This is a genomic window from Luteimonas cucumeris, from assembly GCF_007830035.1.
Taxonomy (GTDB): domain Bacteria; phylum Pseudomonadota; class Gammaproteobacteria; order Xanthomonadales; family Xanthomonadaceae; genus Luteimonas_C; species Luteimonas_C cucumeris.
Genome location: NZ_VLKN01000010.1, coordinates 1 through 15,145 on the forward strand (window position 1 = coordinate 1; position 15,145 = coordinate 15,145).

The 15,145-nt window shown below is 66.5% G+C and carries 14 protein-coding genes; 6 read left to right on the forward strand and 8 right to left on the reverse strand.

Features of this window, described 5'->3' with window-relative positions:
• The first annotated feature begins 314 nt into the window (after positions 1–314).
• Positions 315–1,088 carry a rhomboid family intramembrane serine protease gene (locus IP90_RS15395; RefSeq protein ID WP_144900554.1) on the forward strand — a complete coding sequence of 258 codons (774 nt, stop codon included), beginning with the start codon at positions 315–317 and terminating at the stop codon, positions 1,086–1,088.
• Between the two features lie 55 nt (positions 1,089–1,143).
• The gene (locus tag IP90_RS15400; protein ID WP_144900555.1) at positions 1,144–2,127 is read left to right on the forward strand and encodes an NAD-dependent epimerase/dehydratase family protein; all 984 of its coding nucleotides are present in this window, start codon (positions 1,144–1,146) and stop codon (positions 2,125–2,127) included.
• A gap of 219 nt (positions 2,128–2,346) precedes the next feature.
• On the opposite strand, the gene IP90_RS15405 is transcribed toward IP90_RS15400, so the two are convergent.
• Positions 2,347–4,638 (reverse strand): TonB-dependent receptor, encoded by a 2,292-nt coding sequence (locus IP90_RS15405; protein WP_144900556.1) that lies wholly within the window; start codon positions 4,636–4,638, stop codon positions 2,347–2,349.
• Between the two features lie 336 nt (positions 4,639–4,974).
• Here IP90_RS15405 and IP90_RS15410 point away from each other — a divergent pair, with 336 nt between their 5' ends.
• Positions 4,975–5,820, forward strand: a complete 846-nt coding sequence (locus IP90_RS15410) for an alpha/beta fold hydrolase (RefSeq protein WP_158635383.1) — start codon at positions 4,975–4,977, stop codon at positions 5,818–5,820.
• 36 nt (positions 5,821–5,856) lie between these two features.
• Here IP90_RS15410 and IP90_RS15415 read toward each other — a convergent pair whose 3' ends face one another.
• Together IP90_RS15415 and IP90_RS15420 are read right to left on the reverse strand one after the other, a co-directional pair.
• The gene (locus IP90_RS15415; protein ID WP_144900558.1) at positions 5,857–6,489 is read right to left on the reverse strand and encodes a DUF2238 domain-containing protein; all 633 of its coding nucleotides are present in this window, start codon (positions 6,487–6,489) and stop codon (positions 5,857–5,859) included.
• On the reverse strand, positions 6,489–6,974 hold the full coding sequence (locus tag IP90_RS15420; protein WP_144900593.1) for an Lrp/AsnC family transcriptional regulator: 486 nt from the start codon (positions 6,972–6,974) through the stop codon (positions 6,489–6,491). The genes IP90_RS15415 and IP90_RS15420 overlap by 1 nt, the downstream gene beginning before the upstream one ends.
• A gap of 121 nt (positions 6,975–7,095) precedes the next feature.
• On the opposite strand from IP90_RS15420, the gene phhA reads away from it, so the two are divergent.
• On the forward strand, positions 7,096–7,983 hold the full coding sequence (gene phhA / locus IP90_RS15425; RefSeq protein WP_144900559.1) for a phenylalanine 4-monooxygenase: 888 nt from the start codon (positions 7,096–7,098) through the stop codon (positions 7,981–7,983).
• Positions 7,984–8,330: 347 nt separating this feature from the next.
• Here the strand turns inward: phhA and IP90_RS15430 are convergent, their stop codons facing one another.
• The 5 genes from IP90_RS15430 to IP90_RS15450 form a co-directional block, all read right to left on the reverse strand.
• Positions 8,331–9,017 carry a helix-turn-helix transcriptional regulator gene (locus IP90_RS15430; RefSeq protein ID WP_144900560.1) on the reverse strand — a complete coding sequence of 229 codons (687 nt, stop codon included), beginning with the start codon at positions 9,015–9,017 and terminating at the stop codon, positions 8,331–8,333.
• A 40-nt stretch (positions 9,018–9,057) separates the two neighbouring features.
• Positions 9,058–9,768 (reverse strand): NIPSNAP family protein, encoded by a 711-nt coding sequence (locus IP90_RS15435; RefSeq protein WP_199753512.1) that lies wholly within the window; start codon positions 9,766–9,768, stop codon positions 9,058–9,060.
• Between the two features lie 140 nt (positions 9,769–9,908).
• On the reverse strand, positions 9,909–10,394 hold the full coding sequence (locus IP90_RS15440) for a hypothetical protein (RefSeq protein WP_144900562.1): 486 nt from the start codon (positions 10,392–10,394) through the stop codon (positions 9,909–9,911).
• A gap of 10 nt (positions 10,395–10,404) precedes the next feature.
• Positions 10,405–11,034, reverse strand: coding sequence for a hypothetical protein (locus IP90_RS15445; RefSeq protein ID WP_199753513.1), 630 nt, complete (start codon positions 11,032–11,034; stop codon positions 10,405–10,407).
• Between the two features lie 90 nt (positions 11,035–11,124).
• Entirely contained in the window at positions 11,125–12,390 is a 1,266-nt protein-coding gene (locus tag IP90_RS15450; protein ID WP_144900563.1) for an MgtC/SapB family protein, read from the reverse strand.
• A gap of 125 nt (positions 12,391–12,515) precedes the next feature.
• On the opposite strand from IP90_RS15450, the gene IP90_RS15455 reads away from it, so the two are divergent.
• Both IP90_RS15455 and IP90_RS15460 read left to right on the forward strand, forming a co-directional pair.
• Entirely contained in the window at positions 12,516–13,544 is a 1,029-nt protein-coding gene (locus tag IP90_RS15455) for a class 1 fructose-bisphosphatase (protein WP_144900564.1), read from the forward strand.
• Positions 13,545–13,721: 177 nt separating this feature from the next.
• Positions 13,722–15,107 carry a sigma-54 dependent transcriptional regulator gene (locus tag IP90_RS15460; protein ID WP_144900565.1) on the forward strand — a complete coding sequence of 462 codons (1,386 nt, stop codon included), beginning with the start codon at positions 13,722–13,724 and terminating at the stop codon, positions 15,105–15,107.
• The last annotated feature ends 38 nt before the right edge of the window (positions 15,108–15,145 follow it).

The following is a 15,145-nucleotide window of genomic DNA, read 5'->3' on the forward strand; positions in this document are numbered from 1 at the left end:
CGCCGTTTTCCGACCGAGCCAGGAGGGCGAGTCGGAAAATCTACGAGGACTACAACGTGCAACGTGAGCTGTGATCGGGGAAGACCCTTTTCTTTGGTTACTTTCTTTTGGGTCAGCAAAAGAAAGTAACCCGCACGCGCAGCGGGCGGAAGCTCTTGAGGGCCGCAGCAAGAACAGCGCAGCAAGCTTCGCTCTGCATCAAACGCGCGATGGCCTCGTTCTTGACCGTTGAACAACTCTTCCCCCTCGCCGGGACGGAGATCCGGGGCGCAGGACGGCCTTGCATCCTCGAATTCCGCCGCCATGCTGCTGGCATGCACCTCCCCCTCCACGACGCTCCGGCCGACGCGACGGCCCAGGGCCGCATCGACAAGCGCCGCATCCTGCGCGCGCTCAACGCCAGCCTGGCGTTCGTGCTGCTGCTGGCCATCGCGTTCGTCGCGCAACACGCATTCGACCTGAGCGGCGGCGCCATCTCGCCACTGCAGCTGCGCGGCCTGCCGGCGATCCTGAGTGCGCCACTGCTGCACGGTTCCTTCGAACACATCACCGCCAACGCCATTTCGCTGATCCTGCTGGGCACCTTGGCCGGCAGCGTGTATCCGCGGGCTACGCTGCGCGCACTGCCCTTGCTGTGGCTGGGCTCGGGCCTCGGCGCCTGGCTGCTCGGCGAAGCCGGCACGCGTCATCTGGGTGCGAGCGGGCTTACGCATGGCCTGATGTTCCTGGTGTTCGTGCTGGGTCTGCTGCGCCGCGACCGGCCGGCGATCGCCGCGGCGATGATTGCCTTCATGCTGTACGGCGGCATGCTGCTGACGGTATTGCCGCGCGAGCCCGGGATCTCCTGGCAGGCGCACCTCGGCGGTGCGCTGGCCGGTGTCCTTGCCGCGTTCCTGTTCCGTCATCGCGACCCGCCGCTGCCGCGCAGGAAGTACAGCTGGGAAATCGAGGAAGAACTTGCAGCCGACGCTGCGCGCCTCGAACGCGAACAGTTCGAGCCCGACCGTCCACGCGATGTACCGGTGCTGTGGCAGCGCACGGAAGAACCACGTGGCGTGGTGTTGCCGTTCCCGCCGCGCAAGGAATAACGCGCGGCCGCGGCGCACCGCTAGAATTTCCCGTTCTCCCAGAAACAGGACAGGCATGCGGATCCTGGTCACCGGCAGTTCGGGCCATCTCGGCGAAGCGCTGGTGCGCACGCTGCGCGCGGCGGCGCACGACACCATCGGCCTCGACATCGTGGCTTCGCCCCATACCGATGCGATCGGATCCATCGCCGACCGCAGCTTCGTCGATCGCCACATGCACGGCGTGCAGGCGGTTCTGCACGCCGCGACACTGCACAAGCCGCACGTGGCCACGCATTCGCGCCAGGCCTTCGTCGACACCAACATCACCGGCACGCTCAACCTGCTTGAGGCAGCAGTCGCCAATGGTGTCGGCGCGTTCGTGTTCACCAGCACCACCAGCGTGTTCGGCGACGCGCTGACGCCGCCGGCCGGCGCACCCGCGGCCTGGATCACCGAGGACGTGGTGCCGGTGCCGAAGAACATCTATGGCGTCAGCAAGGCCGCGGCCGAAGACCTGTGCCAGCTGTTCCATCGCAACCAGCGGCTGCCGTGCGTGGTGCTGCGTACCTCGCGCTTCTTTCCCGAACCCGACGACAGCCCGGTCCGGCGCGACAGTTACGCGGATGGCAACCTCAAGACCAACGAGTTCCTCTATCGGCGCGTCGACATCCAGGACGCGGTCGATGCGCACCTGCTGGCGATCGCGCGCGCCGCCGAGATCGGCTTCGGCCGCTACATCGTCAGCGCGACCACGCCGTTCATGCCCGACGATCTGCCGGCGCTGCGCGACGACGCGCCAGCCGTCGTCGCTCGCCGCGTACCGGCATACGAGGCCGAATATGCGCGCCGCGGCTGGCGCATGTTCCCCGGCATCGAACGCGTCTACGTCAACACGGCGGCGCGGCAGGCACTGGGCTGGCGGCCACGCCATGATTTCGCCCATGTACTGGAGCGGCTGCGCGCCGGCGAGGACCCGCGCAGCCCACTGGCGCAGGCGATCGGCAGCAAGGGCTACCACGGCGCGTCGTTCGAGGACGGACTGTATCCGGTCGAGTGATCTGTAGGGCAGAGCTTGGTCCCGCTGCTTTGCTTTTCTCCTTCCCTTTCAAGAGGGCGAAGCGGCGCGCGCCTACGAACTACTGGTTCGTGCGCCGCTGAGCGCCGCCCAGCTACGCTGGCTGGCCGGACAGCCGGGATGGGGATGGGTTGATGGTGACGGTCAAAGTCAAACCCATCCCCACCCAACCCTCCCCTTGAAGGGGAGGGCTTTCAACGCTCAGAACCTGGCAGTGAACTCCAACCCCCAGGTGCGCGGTTCGTTGATGAAACCGACCAGGTTGTTGAAGTCGATGCCGCCGACCGCGCGCTCCTCATCGAGGATGTTGCGGCCGAACAGCGCGAGCTCGTAGTTGCCGGCCTCCCAGTTGTAGCCGACGCGCAGGCCGCCTTCGACCAGCGGTTTGCCGGTGAACTCGCGGGCTTCATAGAGGAAGAAGTTGATCTCGCCGCGATAGGCCCAGTCGGTGTAGACGAAGAACTCGCCGTCGCCGACCGGCACGCCCCAGCGCGCGGTCAGGTTGTGGATCCACTTCGGTGCCTGCGGCAGCGGATTGCCGTCGATGAAGGCCACGGTGGTGCCGTTGGGCGTGACCGCGGTCGGATCGGTCACCGTGCAGTGCGCCGGCGCGAAGAAGGTCGCGCCGCAGACCGCGACCGCCAGTGCATCGTCATCGATCTCGGTGTCGTTGTAGCTGCTGCCCAGCGTCACCAGCAGATCAGGCGTGAGATACGCCTCCATGTCGAACTCGAAACCCTGGCCCAGGCTCTTGTCGGCATTGAGCAGGATCGCCGAGTTGTTGGCACCGCCGACCGCGACCAGCTGCTGGTCCTTGACGTCGTAGCGGAACACGCTGAAACCCATGCGCGCGCGCTTGTTCCACAGGTCGGCCTTGATGCCGGCCTCGTACGACACGACCTCTTCCGAATCGGCGATCGATGGCATCGGCGAGAACAGCAGCCGCGCCTGGATCGACGGCGCGCGAAAGCCCTTGGCCACGCGCGCATACAGGTTGACGTCGGGATTGAGCGCGTAGGTGCCGCTCAGGTCCCAGCTGACGTCGTTGGCGTCGGTCTTGACCGGGAACGGACCGGATACCGGCGTGCCGAACGGCGCCGCCTGCAGCACGCTGGCGCTGAAGTTCTTCTTGTCCTGCGTGTAGCGCAGGCCGCCGCGCAGCTTGAAGGCCTCGCCGACGTCGTATTCGCCGGAAGCGAACACCGCCCAGGCCTTGTTGCGCTGCGCCTGTTGCGCATGGCCGTTCTGCACGCCGCCGGCCAGCGAGTCGTAGTTGAAGCTGTCGACGGTGATGTCTTCATCGAAATAGAACAGGCCGGCCTGCCAGTCGAAGCGTCCCCATTCGTTGGATTCGACGCGGAATTCCTGGCTGAACTGCGAGTGGTCGGGCAGGCCATCGGCGGACTCGGCCGCGAATGGAATCACGCCCGGCCCGGAATTGCCGGGGCCGAGGAATGCCGCACCGAAACCACCGTCGATGTCGCCGCGGCTCAGGGTGTCGACGCTTTCGTAGCCGGTGATCGAATACAGCGTAGTGCGGCCCAGATCCCAGCTGAGCCGCGCGCTGGCGCCCTGCGATTCCAGTTTCTGGAAATTGCTGCCGTCGATCGCCACCTGGTCGCGCTGATAATGGTCGGCGAAGTCGTTGCTGCCCTTGCGGAAGAGGTTCGCGCGGAACAGCCGCGCGGTGCCGCCGAGGTCGCGCGCGTGCACGTTGAACAGCGCGCTGAAACCGTTCTGGTTCTCGTACAACAGCTGCAGGCGCGCGGCCATTTCCTCGTAGCCTTCCAGCTTGTCCTCGGGGCCCGGCGCATGGGTGTTGTCGACCCAGTCGTCGCGCTTCTGGTACAGCACCGCGGCGCGCGCCGACCAGTTCGGGCTGAGCGCGCCGCCGATCGCGCCTTCGACGTTGAGACTGTCGTGGCTGCCGTAGGAGACCTGCGCGTAACCGTCGGTTTCCTGGCTCGGCTTGCGCGACTCGAACTTGACCACGCCGGCCGGCGTGTTGCGCCCGAACAGCGTGCCCTGCGGACCGCGCAGCACTTCGATCTGGTCCAGATCGAACACCGGGAAACCCTTCAGGATCGGATTCTCCTGCACCACGTCGTCGTAGATCAGCGACACCGGCTGCGAGGCGTTGAGATCGAAATCGGTGTTGCCAAGGCCGCGGATGTAGAAGCGCGGGAACGCGCGACCGAACGAGGATTCGATGTTCAGCGATGGCACCCGTCCCGACAGGAAGCGCACGTCCTCGCCGCCGGAGGCGAGCACGTTCAGCTTCTCGCCGTCGATCGCGGTGACCGACACCGGTACGTCCCTGACATTCTCGACGCGACGCTGCGCGGTGACCTGGACAGCGTCAAGGGTGACGGCGTCCTGCCGGGCTTCGCCGGTCGTGTCCTGGGCGAAGGCGGGCGCGAAAGGCAGCAGGGCCGCGATCGCGATGGCAATGGCAAGGGGGCATGGCGACAAGCAGCAGCGGGACGCGGACATGGTGTTTCCCTCGCAGGTGGCGGCAGGTACGACGGCGATCGCCTTGTCGACGATTGTTGCAGATTCATGGCGGACGACGTACGTGAATCGTTCCCGGCTAACAGCTGAATTGGCTCCCTGACCAATGGCATTCCACCTGGACGCCGCTTGTGACTATCGTGCACGACAACGTCCGGACGGATTCGAGACATGCACCCGCTACCCAGCGTCCTGTTGGCTGCTCTTGTTTTCGCGGTTGTCGCCTGCGCGCGGCCAGGCACGGATCCGCGTGCTGCGACGGTGGAGCCCGCCGCCGCGCCCGCGCGGCAGCTTCCGGCTGGCGAGCACCGCGTCCGCATGTCCGATGGCGCGGAGCTGTATCTGAAGGTCGCCGGTCAGGGGCCGGTGTGCATGCTGCTGCACGGCGGTCCGGGCCAGGGTTCGATGTCGACCGAAAAGATGGGTGCCGACAAGCTCGAACAGTTCCTGACGATGGTCTACGTCGATCAGCGCGGCTCGGGCAAATCGCCGGATGCGCAGAACTACCACCTCGACCGCGTGGTGCAGGATTTCGAAGAGGTGCGCCAGACACTCGGTGTCGACAAGCTGTGCCTGATCGCGCATTCGTTCGGCGGCATCCTGGCGGTGGACTACGCCAAACGTTACCCGCAACACGTATCGGAACTGATCCTGGCCAATATCAGCCTGCATTTTCTCAGTCCCGAAAATTCGCGCATGCAGATCGACCTCGCCAACCGCCTGCTGGGCAGGACCGTGGTTTCGGTGGCGGACGATGCGGACGCCGCCACGCTGGCAAAAGCCCGCGACGAGGCACGCGCCGCGCTGATGAAAAGCGGCCAGGGTTATCGATTCCTCACCGAGACCCCTGACAGCATCCGCGCGATGAGCGAGATCGACGGCAGCTACGAGCGTTCGCAGGGTTACGGCAACGCGATCTTCGATCAGCGCGACACCTACCCCGAGTATTGGATCGACCATGCGCCCGCCACCGTCGAAATTGCGCAGCCGGTGCTGGTGATCACCAGCAGCAAGGATTACGCCGTGGGACCGGACGAATACAAGCGCTTCCGTTTTCCGGACCAGAAGACCGTGGTGATCGACGGCGGCCACATTTCCTACTACGAGAACAACAAGGAATTCGTGGCGGCGATCCGCGAGTTCATGGCCGGGCGCAAGCAATAGGACCGACCTAACGTAGGAGTCGCGTGCTGCGGCTGCCTACTGACCGAGCTGGCGGTCGTGCAGTCGCGTCCAGGCCAGCAGCGACAGCGCCGCGCCGACCAGGCACAGGAACATGTCCCACTGCGTATCCCATTGATCGCCCTGGGTGGCCAGGAAGGCGTCGGCATCGGCACCGAACGCCAGTGCGGCCCACCATTCGATCAGTTCGAACAGCGCCGAGAAGCTCAGGCAGGCGGCCAGCACCAGATAGACCAACCAGCCGCCACGCTTGAGCGGGGTCAGTCGCAGCAGCAGTTCGCGCGCCAGGATCGCAGGCACGAAACCCTGCATGAAGTGGCCAACGCGATCCCAGGGATTGCGTTGGAAACCGAACGTGTCGCGCAGCCAGAATCCGAGCGGCGTCTCCGCATAGGTATGCGCGCCGCCATGGATCAGCACCAGCGCGTGCGCGGCCAGCAGCCAGCACAGCAGCCGCGTCAGCGGAAATCGCGGCCAGCACCAGCAGATCAACGGCAATGCGACGATCACCCACACCACTTCCATGAACCAGGTCAGCCGGTCTCTCGGCGCGATGCCCGAGGCCACCAGCGCCCCGCCCACCAGCGCCAGCAGCAGGATGCATTCGCCTCGCGACGGCGGCATGGCGATTGCGTGGGGCTGCGTCGTCATCATGCGGCTCCACGAACGGGCAGGGGCATGCCGCGCATGGCCTTGACGGTACGCAGCACGAAACTCGAATTGACGTCGGCGACACCGCTCTGGCTGAGCAGGCGATCGAGCAGGAAGCGCGAGAAATGGTCGAGATCGCGCACCGCGATCTGCAACAGGTAATCCATGTCGCCGGTGAGCGCATGGCAGGCGACCACCTCGTCCCAGTCGTTGACGAAACCGGCGAAGGCGGCCACCGCCTCGGCGTCGTGGTGGCGCAGCTGGACACGGACGAAGGCCTGCAGGCCCAGGCCGAGGCGTTCTGGATCCAGTTCGGCACGATAGCCGGCGACCACGCCCTCGCGCTCCAGCCGCTGCACCCGGCGCAGGCAGGCCGAGGCCGACAGGTGCACGCGCTCGGCCAGCTCGGCATTGGTCTGGCGGCCGTTGCGCTGCAGCTCTGCCAGCAACAACAAATCAGTGCGGTCAAGGCTGATTTCGGTCATAGCGATCATCTTTCCATCCATGAGCGCAACGATATTGCGCCATTCGCGCATATCCGCGCAATTACGCAAGCCTGTTGCGCCGCACCGCGGCTAGAGTCAGGGATCGCCCAGGAGTACTCCGATGAACCAGCCGCGCCGCGTCGAAAACCTGCAGACCGACAAGGGCCGGGTGCCGGTCTACGCCACCGGCATCGTCGAGCAGCCCTGGGCCGACTACAGCGCCGTCGACCACGACGTCTGGCGCCAGCTGTACGAGCGCCAGCGCCAGCTGCTGGTCGGCCGCGCCAGCGACGAATTCCTGGTCGCGCAGGATGCGATGGGGATGAGCCCGGACCGCATCCCGAAATTCAGCGAGCTCAACCGGGTGTTGCGCGATGCCACCGGCTGGGAACTGATCGGGGTCGAGGGCCTGCTGCCGGAACTGGATTTCTTCGACCACCTCGCCAACCGCCGCTTCCCGGTGACGTGGTGGATCCGCCGCCCCGACCAGGTCGATTACATCGAGGAACCGGACCTGTTCCACGATCTGTTCGGGCATGTGCCGCTGCTGATGAACCCGCTGTTCGCCGACTACATGCAGGCCTACGGCCGCGGCGGCGTCAAGGCGCATGGCATCGGTCCGGAGGCGCTGGTCAACCTGACGCGGCTGTACTGGTACACGGTGGAGTTCGGGCTGATCCGCCAACAGGATGGCCTGCGCATCTACGGCAGCGGCATCGTCTCGTCCAAGGGCGAGTCGATCCATTGCCTGGAATCCACGGCGCCAAACCGGATCGGCTTCGACCTGGAGCGGATCATGCGCACCCGCTATCGCATCGACAGCTACCAGAAGACCTACTTCGTCATCGACAGCTTCGAACAGCTGATCGACGCCACCGAACCGGATTTCACTCCGATCTATGCGCGACTGGCGACGCAGGAATCGTATCCCGCCGGCACGGTGCTGGAGAGCGATCGCGTGTACAGCCGCGGTACCGGCGAGGGCTGGGCCAGCGACGGCGACGTGTAGGTCGGGGTTGCATCGCGATTGGCTACCCACAGCAAAGGCTTCCGCCTTGCGGCGGGTTACTTTCTTTGCTGGCCCAAAGAAAGTAACCTAAGAAAGGGCCCGAAAGCCCGTTAGCAGGCGTCGCACCCCTGGTGCACGACCAAGCCTGACTTGCGTCGTTATTGACCCTTTTACCGCCGCTTCGAAGTTTGTTTCGGGGCGCTTGACCGATCCGTGGCTTTAATGAGTTGAGGAACGGGGGGCGCGTGCAAGGTCTGCTTGATATTTGTCCTGTCATCTCGAGCGCAGCGAGGGATGACAAGGTTGGGGGTTTCTAGCGGAAAGAGGTCGCGCCACGCGCAGCGCACTCAACGGGTCGCGCCCGCCGCATGCAGGTAGGCGTCGAGGCCGCGCGCCGAGCTATCAGTGAACGTCATGCCGGTATCGTGCAGCGCGGCGATGCGGTCGGGGCGGAAGCTGCGGAAATCCTCGCGCAACCGGCACCACGCGCCCAGCGTCCAGCTGCCACCCCAGAACGCCAGGCACAACGGCTCGACCTCGCGCACGGTGATGCATTCGTCCTTGTCGCGGTAGTCCAGCCGCAGCAGCCTGCGCGCCTCGATCGCCGCATGCAGGCGATCGATCAGGCCGCTGGCCTCGATGCGGTGCGACATCTCCGGCGCGAAGATGCGGGTGCGCTGGCTGCGCTCGCGCAGCTCCGGCGGCAGCACCGCCTCGATCTTCAGCAGCGCCGCCTTCGCGCCCAGCCCGAGCCGCTCGCCGCCGAACGCGCGCACGAAACGCGTGCCCACCACCAGCGCCTCGAGTTCGTCAATATTGAACATCAGCGGCGGGATGTCCGAACCCTTGCGCAGCACATAGCCGACGCCGGCCTCGCCCTCGATCGGTACGCCGGACAACTGCAGGTCGGCAACGTCGCGATACACGGTACGCAATGACACGCCGAGTGTTTCGGCCAGCGCACGCGCAGGCATGGCCGAACGTCGCCCGCGCAGGGCGTGGATGATCAGGAACAGGCGGTCGGCGCGGCGCATGCGACATCATCGCGCGTGGCCGGATCCGACTCAATGTCGATCAACCCTGTACCAGCGAACGCGCCGCCGGCGTCAGCCGACGCACTTCGGCCGGCTTGACCAGGCATCGCGAAAGATGCGGCTGCACCTCGTCGCGCCAGCGCGGCGAATGCGACAGCGCTTGAAAGTGGCGCTCGTGATCGGCCTGGCTGGCGAACGCGGCCACCCAGACGAACACGTTCTCGCCTTCTCGCACCGGCAGTTGCGGGAAATCGTTGTGGCCGTGTTCGCTTGCGTAGGCGGCGAGCAGCTTCGCGCCCGCCCGCGTGGCGGCAGGCGCGATCGCCTGCTCGAAGAAGTCGAGGAACGCATCGTCGACCGGCCTGCCGAACGAATAGGTGGTGACGCAGACCATCGCCGGCGTGCTGGCCCGCGCATCAATTGGCGGCCGTGGCGATCGCGCCGGCGCAAAGCCGCTTCCCGGGCGCGCCTCGCGCAGCAGCAGCACGTTGTCGGAGTCGATCATGGTCGCATTCGCCGCATCACGATGCTCCCGCCATGCCGTACCGTGCAGATAGAACGCGGACAAGGCCTCGCCGCGCGCCGCCAGGTCGCGAAAGCCCCGGAACCAGACGAAGCGATCCGGCGCATCGAAGTCGCGGAAATGCGCCAGCACTTCCATGCCGGCTGCGTTCTGGGGTTCGATCAGGTGGCGCTCGAACAGATCGATCAGCGTATCGCGCCGGCCCGGATGCAATGTGTATTGCCGCATTTCGACGATCGGGTGTATCGAAGCCGTCTGTTCCGTTCCATCCTTGTCTGTGGTCGTCAACCGGTCGAAGTTCATCTGTTTCCCTAGCGCCCTTTGCATGTAGTAGTGCACGACGGCCTGTCTGCTGCCGCGCGAAAACGCTAGCCGATACGCGTCATGCGCATGATCCAGTTGGTTTCCCAGCTCCTGCCGTCGTCGACCGACAACGCCTGCTGCCACAGCGCGCTGCTCGCGGTGATGTCCGACCAGATGAAACGCTGCAGCACCGCGCGTCCTTCGTGCAGGTCGCGGCCCACGAACGTGCCGACGCCGTGTTCGAACCGGCCGACTACCGGCGCCTCGAGCATGCCGGTACGGTTGCTGGCCCAGTAGATGCTCCATTGCCGCGTCCGCGGATCGAACAGGCGCAGGCTCATGCCGACGAAACCGCCATCCCAGTCGGTGATGAAATCGTCGATGTTGCCCAGGCCGCCAAGAATGGGCCGGCAGTGCTGGGTGGAATCGAACATTTCCCAGTCGTCGCTGTCCTGCAGGCGCCGTTTCAGGCGTTCGTTGCGCAGCTGCCAGCGGCCATGGAAGAAATCGAAATCGTGGCGGCCGTCGTTGTCGGCATGTGTGTCGCTCATCGTCCTGTCCTCAGTCGATGCGCGTCATGCGCATGATCCAGTTGGTTTCCCAGCTTTTGCCGTCATCGCGCGAATAGGCCTGGTCCCATTTCGCGCTGGTCGGGGTGATCTCCGTCCACAGGTAGCGCACCAGGATCGGCACGCCGGCATCGACGTCCTTGCCGACGAAGGTACCGATGCCATCCTTGAAACGACCGATCACCGGCGGTTCCAGCACGCCGCTGCGGTTGCTGACCCAATAGGCGCTCCACTGCCGGGTCTTGGGATCGAACAGGCGCAGCGTGTTGCCGATCAGGCGTTCGCCGTAGTGGTCGGTGACGTATTCGTCGATCGTGCCCAGCCCGCCGAGGATGGGCCGGCATTCATCGGTGGCATCGAACACGTCCCAGTCGTCACTGCCGACCCAGCGCTGCTTCAGGCGTTCATTGCGCACCTGCCAGCGGCCGATGTAGAAGTCGAAATCGCCGCGGCCATCCTGGCGCCGGGCAGCGGCCGGGGTCGCCGGCGCGGGCGTTCGCGCGGTGCCGGCAAGCACGCTGGCGACGGGCAATGCGACCACGCCGGTAGCGGCCACGCCAAGCAGGCGTCGCCGCGATGGATCGACCGTCGTTGCCGCATCTCCATGCAGATCGTGGGACATCGCGGTTCCTGTCTGGCGTGCGAAGCGCACGGCGACAGGTTGCGGCGAGGCTGCTGCCAGCCTGCTGTCAGCAGGTTGCGGGCATTCAAGTCAGGCACTGTGGAACGGCACCCACCAGGCCACAGCGGCTGCGGCGGCGGTCATCGTGAGCAGACCCACGGTCACCCGGCTGCCGTAGCCGGCGCCGCCACTGAGGAAGGCCAGCCCGGATTTCGCGGCGGCGCTGCTGGCGAGCAGCGCGACGATGCCCCAGCGCGCCTCCGGCAAAGTCACCGCGTGGGCGCTGGCCAGTTGGCCCACCGTCACCGCAGCGGCTTGCAGTTCAGCCGTCGCCGCGATCGCCGCCACCACCAGCGCGCCGCGGTCGCCGATCAGCTCGCGCAACCATGCCGTCAGCAGCAGCAGGCCGGCGATGGTGGCGGCGAACAGCAGCGCATGGCCGAGTTTGAACGCACGCGCCTGTGTCGCCTGCGCCTTGATCTGCACCTCGTCCGCGGGTGCGTGCCACATGCCGAATGCGGCCAGCCCCGCCAGCGTCAGCGCTGCGGCCACCAAAGGCCACGTGCTGGCGCGCAGCAGGGTGAAGTTGCCCGCCGCCAGCACGCCGGCGAGCAGCAGCAGCGACCCCAGGTTGGCGAACAGCGCCGCCGATACCGCATGGCGCCGCAGTGCCGGCGCGTCCTTGGCACGTTGCCCGAAACTGGCGACGGCCGCCGTCGACGAGGCGAATCCGGCGAAGAAGCCGGCCACCGGCATGCCGAAGCGCGCGCCGACCAGGCGTTGCGCCACGTGGCCGGCGACCCCGGCGGCCATCACCAGCACTACCAGCGTCCACAACTCGGCCGGCTTCAGCACGCCCCAGGGATCGACTGCCTCGCGCGGCAGCAACGGCAGCACGATCAGCGCGCACGCCGCCAGCAGCAGGCCGTCGTGCAGCTCGCGCTCGCTGACCAGTACGCGGGTGAAGCGGTGCATCGCCGTCTTGGCATGCAGTAACACCGCCGCCGCGACGCCGAGCGCGGCGGCAAGCGGCGGCGAACGCATCGCCAGTGCGCCGAGCAGGGTGGTGAACAGCATCGCGACTTCGCCGGTCAGGCCGGGATCGGCGACGGCACTGCGCAGGTAACTGGCCACGATCAGAGCACCGACCAGCGCGAACAGCAGCAGATAGACGAAAAAATCGATCTGCCACGACACCGCCGCTGTCAGTGCCACCAGCGCATGGGTGCGCAATCCGGCCACAATCACGCCGGCGTCGGGATCGTCCTTGCGGCGCTCGCGCACCAGCCCGATCAGCAGGCCGATCCCGAGTGCGGTCAGCAGTTCCTCCAGCAGCGTGTTCCAGTCGGCGTCCATGTGCCTTTCCTTCCGCCGGCGATGCGGCGCCAATGCCAGTCTAGCGGTCGCCACGTATCGTCGCGATCGGTCCACGCGTTTTCGGGATCGGCGACAATAGCGGCCCTGTTGCCGCGGATCCCGTCATGTCGCAGATTTCCCTGACCCGTTTCCTGATCGAGGAAGAACGCGCCGGCCACGTCAATCCCGACCTGCGCCTGCTGATCGAGGTGGTCGCGCGCGCCTGCAAGTCGATCTCGGTGGCGGTCGGCAAGGGTGCGCTCGGCGGCGTGCTCGGCGATGTCATCGCCAGCGGCGCGGCCAGCATCAACGTGCAGGGCGAGGCGCAGAAGAAGCTGGACGTGCTGAGCAACGAGATCCTGCTCGAGGCCAACGCCTGGGGCGGACACCTGGCGGCATGCGCGTCGGAGGAGATGGACCACTGCCAGCCGATTCCCGATGCCTTCCCGCGCGGCAACTACCTGCTGCTGTTCGATCCGCTGGACGGCAGCAGCAACATCGACGTCAACGTCAGTGTCGGCACGATCTTCTCGGTGCTGCAGTGCCCGGACGGCGTCGCCGAAGCGACCGACGCGCACTTCCTGCAGCCGGGCCGTACCCAGGTCGCGGCCGGCTACTGCATCTATGGCCCGAGCACGATGCTGGTGCTGAGCATCGGCCACGGCACGCACGCGTTCACGCTGGATCGCGAACAGGGCGGCTTCGTGCTTACCCAGAAGCACATGCGCGTGCCGGAACAGACCCAGGAATTCGCGATCAACGTGTCCAACCAGCGCCATTGGGAAGCGCCGATGCAGCAGTACGTCGCCGACCTGCTGGCCGGCAGGGACGGCCCGCGCGGCAAGAATTTCAACATGCGCTGGATCGCTTCTATGGTCGCCGACGTGCATCGCATCCTGACCCGCGGCGGCATCTTCATCTATCCGTGGGATCGCAAGGATCCGGACAAGGCCGGCAAGCTGCGCCTGATGTACGAGGCCAATCCGATGGCGATGCTGATCGAACAGGCCGGCGGTGCCGCCAGCAACGGTCGCACGCGCATCCTCGACATCGCACCGACGCAGCTGCACCAGCGCGTGCCGGTGTTCCTGGGCTCGAAGGATGAAGTGGCGCAGGCGACGCGCTATCACCTCGAGCACGATGCAGGGAGCTGATCGCCGGCGAGGAAAGGCAGCCGGCGCGCTGTAGCAACATCCGTGCCGCCGCGTCGGCCGCCTCTCCTGTCCCGCGCATGTCCTGTTTCCGTCATCACTGCCGTTCAACCTGTTACCCAGCAGCATTGGAGCGACCCGCCATGGTCCGGCGGGGTGGGTACGGGGAGAAGTGCAGAAATGAGCGCGCAAGCGACTCGAGACGTGATCTATTTCGCCAGCGCACCGACCGACGGTTCGCCGGCCCTGCAGGGGCTGGCCACCCTGGGTTGGCACCTGCGTCGCGCGGACAGCATGCCGGCCGTGCTCAAGATCCTGCGCGGCCACGCCGGCATGCGCTTCGCGGCGGTGATCGACCTGCGCGGCGGCTTCGACGCGCGCGACCTCGCCGCGATGGCGCCGATGCTGTCGGCCGGCAATGCCGGCTGGGTGGCCTGCGTGCAGCCCGACCAGCTGGCGCTGGAGCCGATCCGGCAGCTGATCCGCGACTACTGCTACGACTACGTCACCCTGCCGTGTCCCGAGCAGGTGCTCAGCACCGTGATTGGCCACGCCTACGGCATGGCGTCGCTGTCGCCACGCGTGCAGGACGAGCCGGCTGGCGACGTCAACGACGGCATGATCGGTGAATGCCCGCCGATGCGTGCGCTGTATCGCGCGCTGCGCAAGTCGGCGCTGACCCAGGCACCGGTGTTCATCGCCGGCGAAACCGGCACCGGCAAGGAACTGGCCGCGCTGGCCATCCATCGCCATTCCTCGCGCCATGACCAGCCGTTCGCCGCGATCAACTGTGGCGCGATCGCACAGAACCTGGTGCAGTCGGAACTGTTCGGCTACGAGCGCGGCGCCTTCACCGGCGCGCAGCAGCGCAAGATCGGCCGCATCGAGCACGCCCACCACGGCACCCTGTTCCTCGACGAGATCGGCGACCTGCCGCTGGACTGCCAGGCGTCGCTGCTGCGCTTCCTGCAGGAAGGCTGCTTCGAACGTGTCGGCGGCCACGAATCGATCCGCGTCGACGTGCGCATCATCTCGGCCACCCACCAGGACCTGCGCGCCCTGATCGCCGAAGGCCGCTTCCGCGCCGACCTCTACCACCGCCTGTGCGTGCTGCGCCTGGAGCAGCCACCGCTGCGCGAGCGCGGTGACGACATCGTGCGCCTGGCCGAGAACGCGCTGCGCCGTTACGCCAACGAAGGGCGCCGCGTGATCCGCGGCTTTTCGCCCTGCGCGATCCACGCGCTGCACACCTACGAATGGCCCGGCAACGTACGCGAACTGATCAACCGCGTGCGCCAGGCGGTGGTGATGGCCGACGGCCGCCTGATCACCGCAGAGGACCTGCATCTGGCCGACGAACACACCAACATGCTGCCGCAGACGCTGGAAGAGGCGCGCAACAACGCCGAATGCGACGCGATCCAGCAGGCGCTGCGTCGCAACCGGCATCGCCTGATCGACGCCGCACGCGACCTCGGCGTATCGCGCGTCACGCTGTACCGGCTGATCGAGCGCCACGGCCTGCGCCGCCCGGACTCCGACGCCAACGCCGCCGGCGCAGCCTGACGCCCGCTTCGCGGATCGGGCCGCCACGCGGCCCGGCC

Bases quoted from the DNA above. Each gene is read 5' to 3' on its own strand.
- IP90_RS15395 (WP_144900554.1), top strand. From the start codon at position 315: ATGCACCTCCCCCTCCACGACGCTCCGGCCGACGCGACGGCCCAGGGC.
- IP90_RS15400 (WP_144900555.1), top strand. From the start codon at position 1,144: ATGCGGATCCTGGTCACCGGCAGTTCGGGCCATCTCGGCGAAGCGCTG.
- IP90_RS15405 (WP_144900556.1), bottom strand. From the start codon at position 4,638: ATGTCCGCGTCCCGCTGCTGCTTGTCGCCATGCCCCCTTGCCATTGCC.
- IP90_RS15410 (WP_158635383.1), top strand. From the start codon at position 4,975: ATGTCCGATGGCGCGGAGCTGTATCTGAAGGTCGCCGGTCAGGGGCCG.
- IP90_RS15415 (WP_144900558.1), bottom strand. From the start codon at position 6,489: ATGACGACGCAGCCCCACGCAATCGCCATGCCGCCGTCGCGAGGCGAA.
- IP90_RS15420 (WP_144900593.1), bottom strand. From the start codon at position 6,974: ATGACCGAAATCAGCCTTGACCGCACTGATTTGTTGTTGCTGGCAGAG.
- phhA (WP_144900559.1), top strand. From the start codon at position 7,096: ATGAACCAGCCGCGCCGCGTCGAAAACCTGCAGACCGACAAGGGCCGG.
- IP90_RS15430 (WP_144900560.1), bottom strand. From the start codon at position 9,017: ATGCGCCGCGCCGACCGCCTGTTCCTGATCATCCACGCCCTGCGCGGG.
- IP90_RS15435 (WP_199753512.1), bottom strand. From the start codon at position 9,768: ATGCGGCAATACACATTGCATCCGGGCCGGCGCGATACGCTGATCGAT.
- IP90_RS15440 (WP_144900562.1), bottom strand. From the start codon at position 10,394: ATGAGCGACACACATGCCGACAACGACGGCCGCCACGATTTCGATTTC.
- IP90_RS15445 (WP_199753513.1), bottom strand. From the start codon at position 11,034: ATGTCCCACGATCTGCATGGAGATGCGGCAACGACGGTCGATCCATCG.
- IP90_RS15450 (WP_144900563.1), bottom strand. From the start codon at position 12,390: ATGGACGCCGACTGGAACACGCTGCTGGAGGAACTGCTGACCGCACTC.
- IP90_RS15455 (WP_144900564.1), top strand. From the start codon at position 12,516: ATGTCGCAGATTTCCCTGACCCGTTTCCTGATCGAGGAAGAACGCGCC.
- IP90_RS15460 (WP_144900565.1), top strand. From the start codon at position 13,722: ATGAGCGCGCAAGCGACTCGAGACGTGATCTATTTCGCCAGCGCACCG.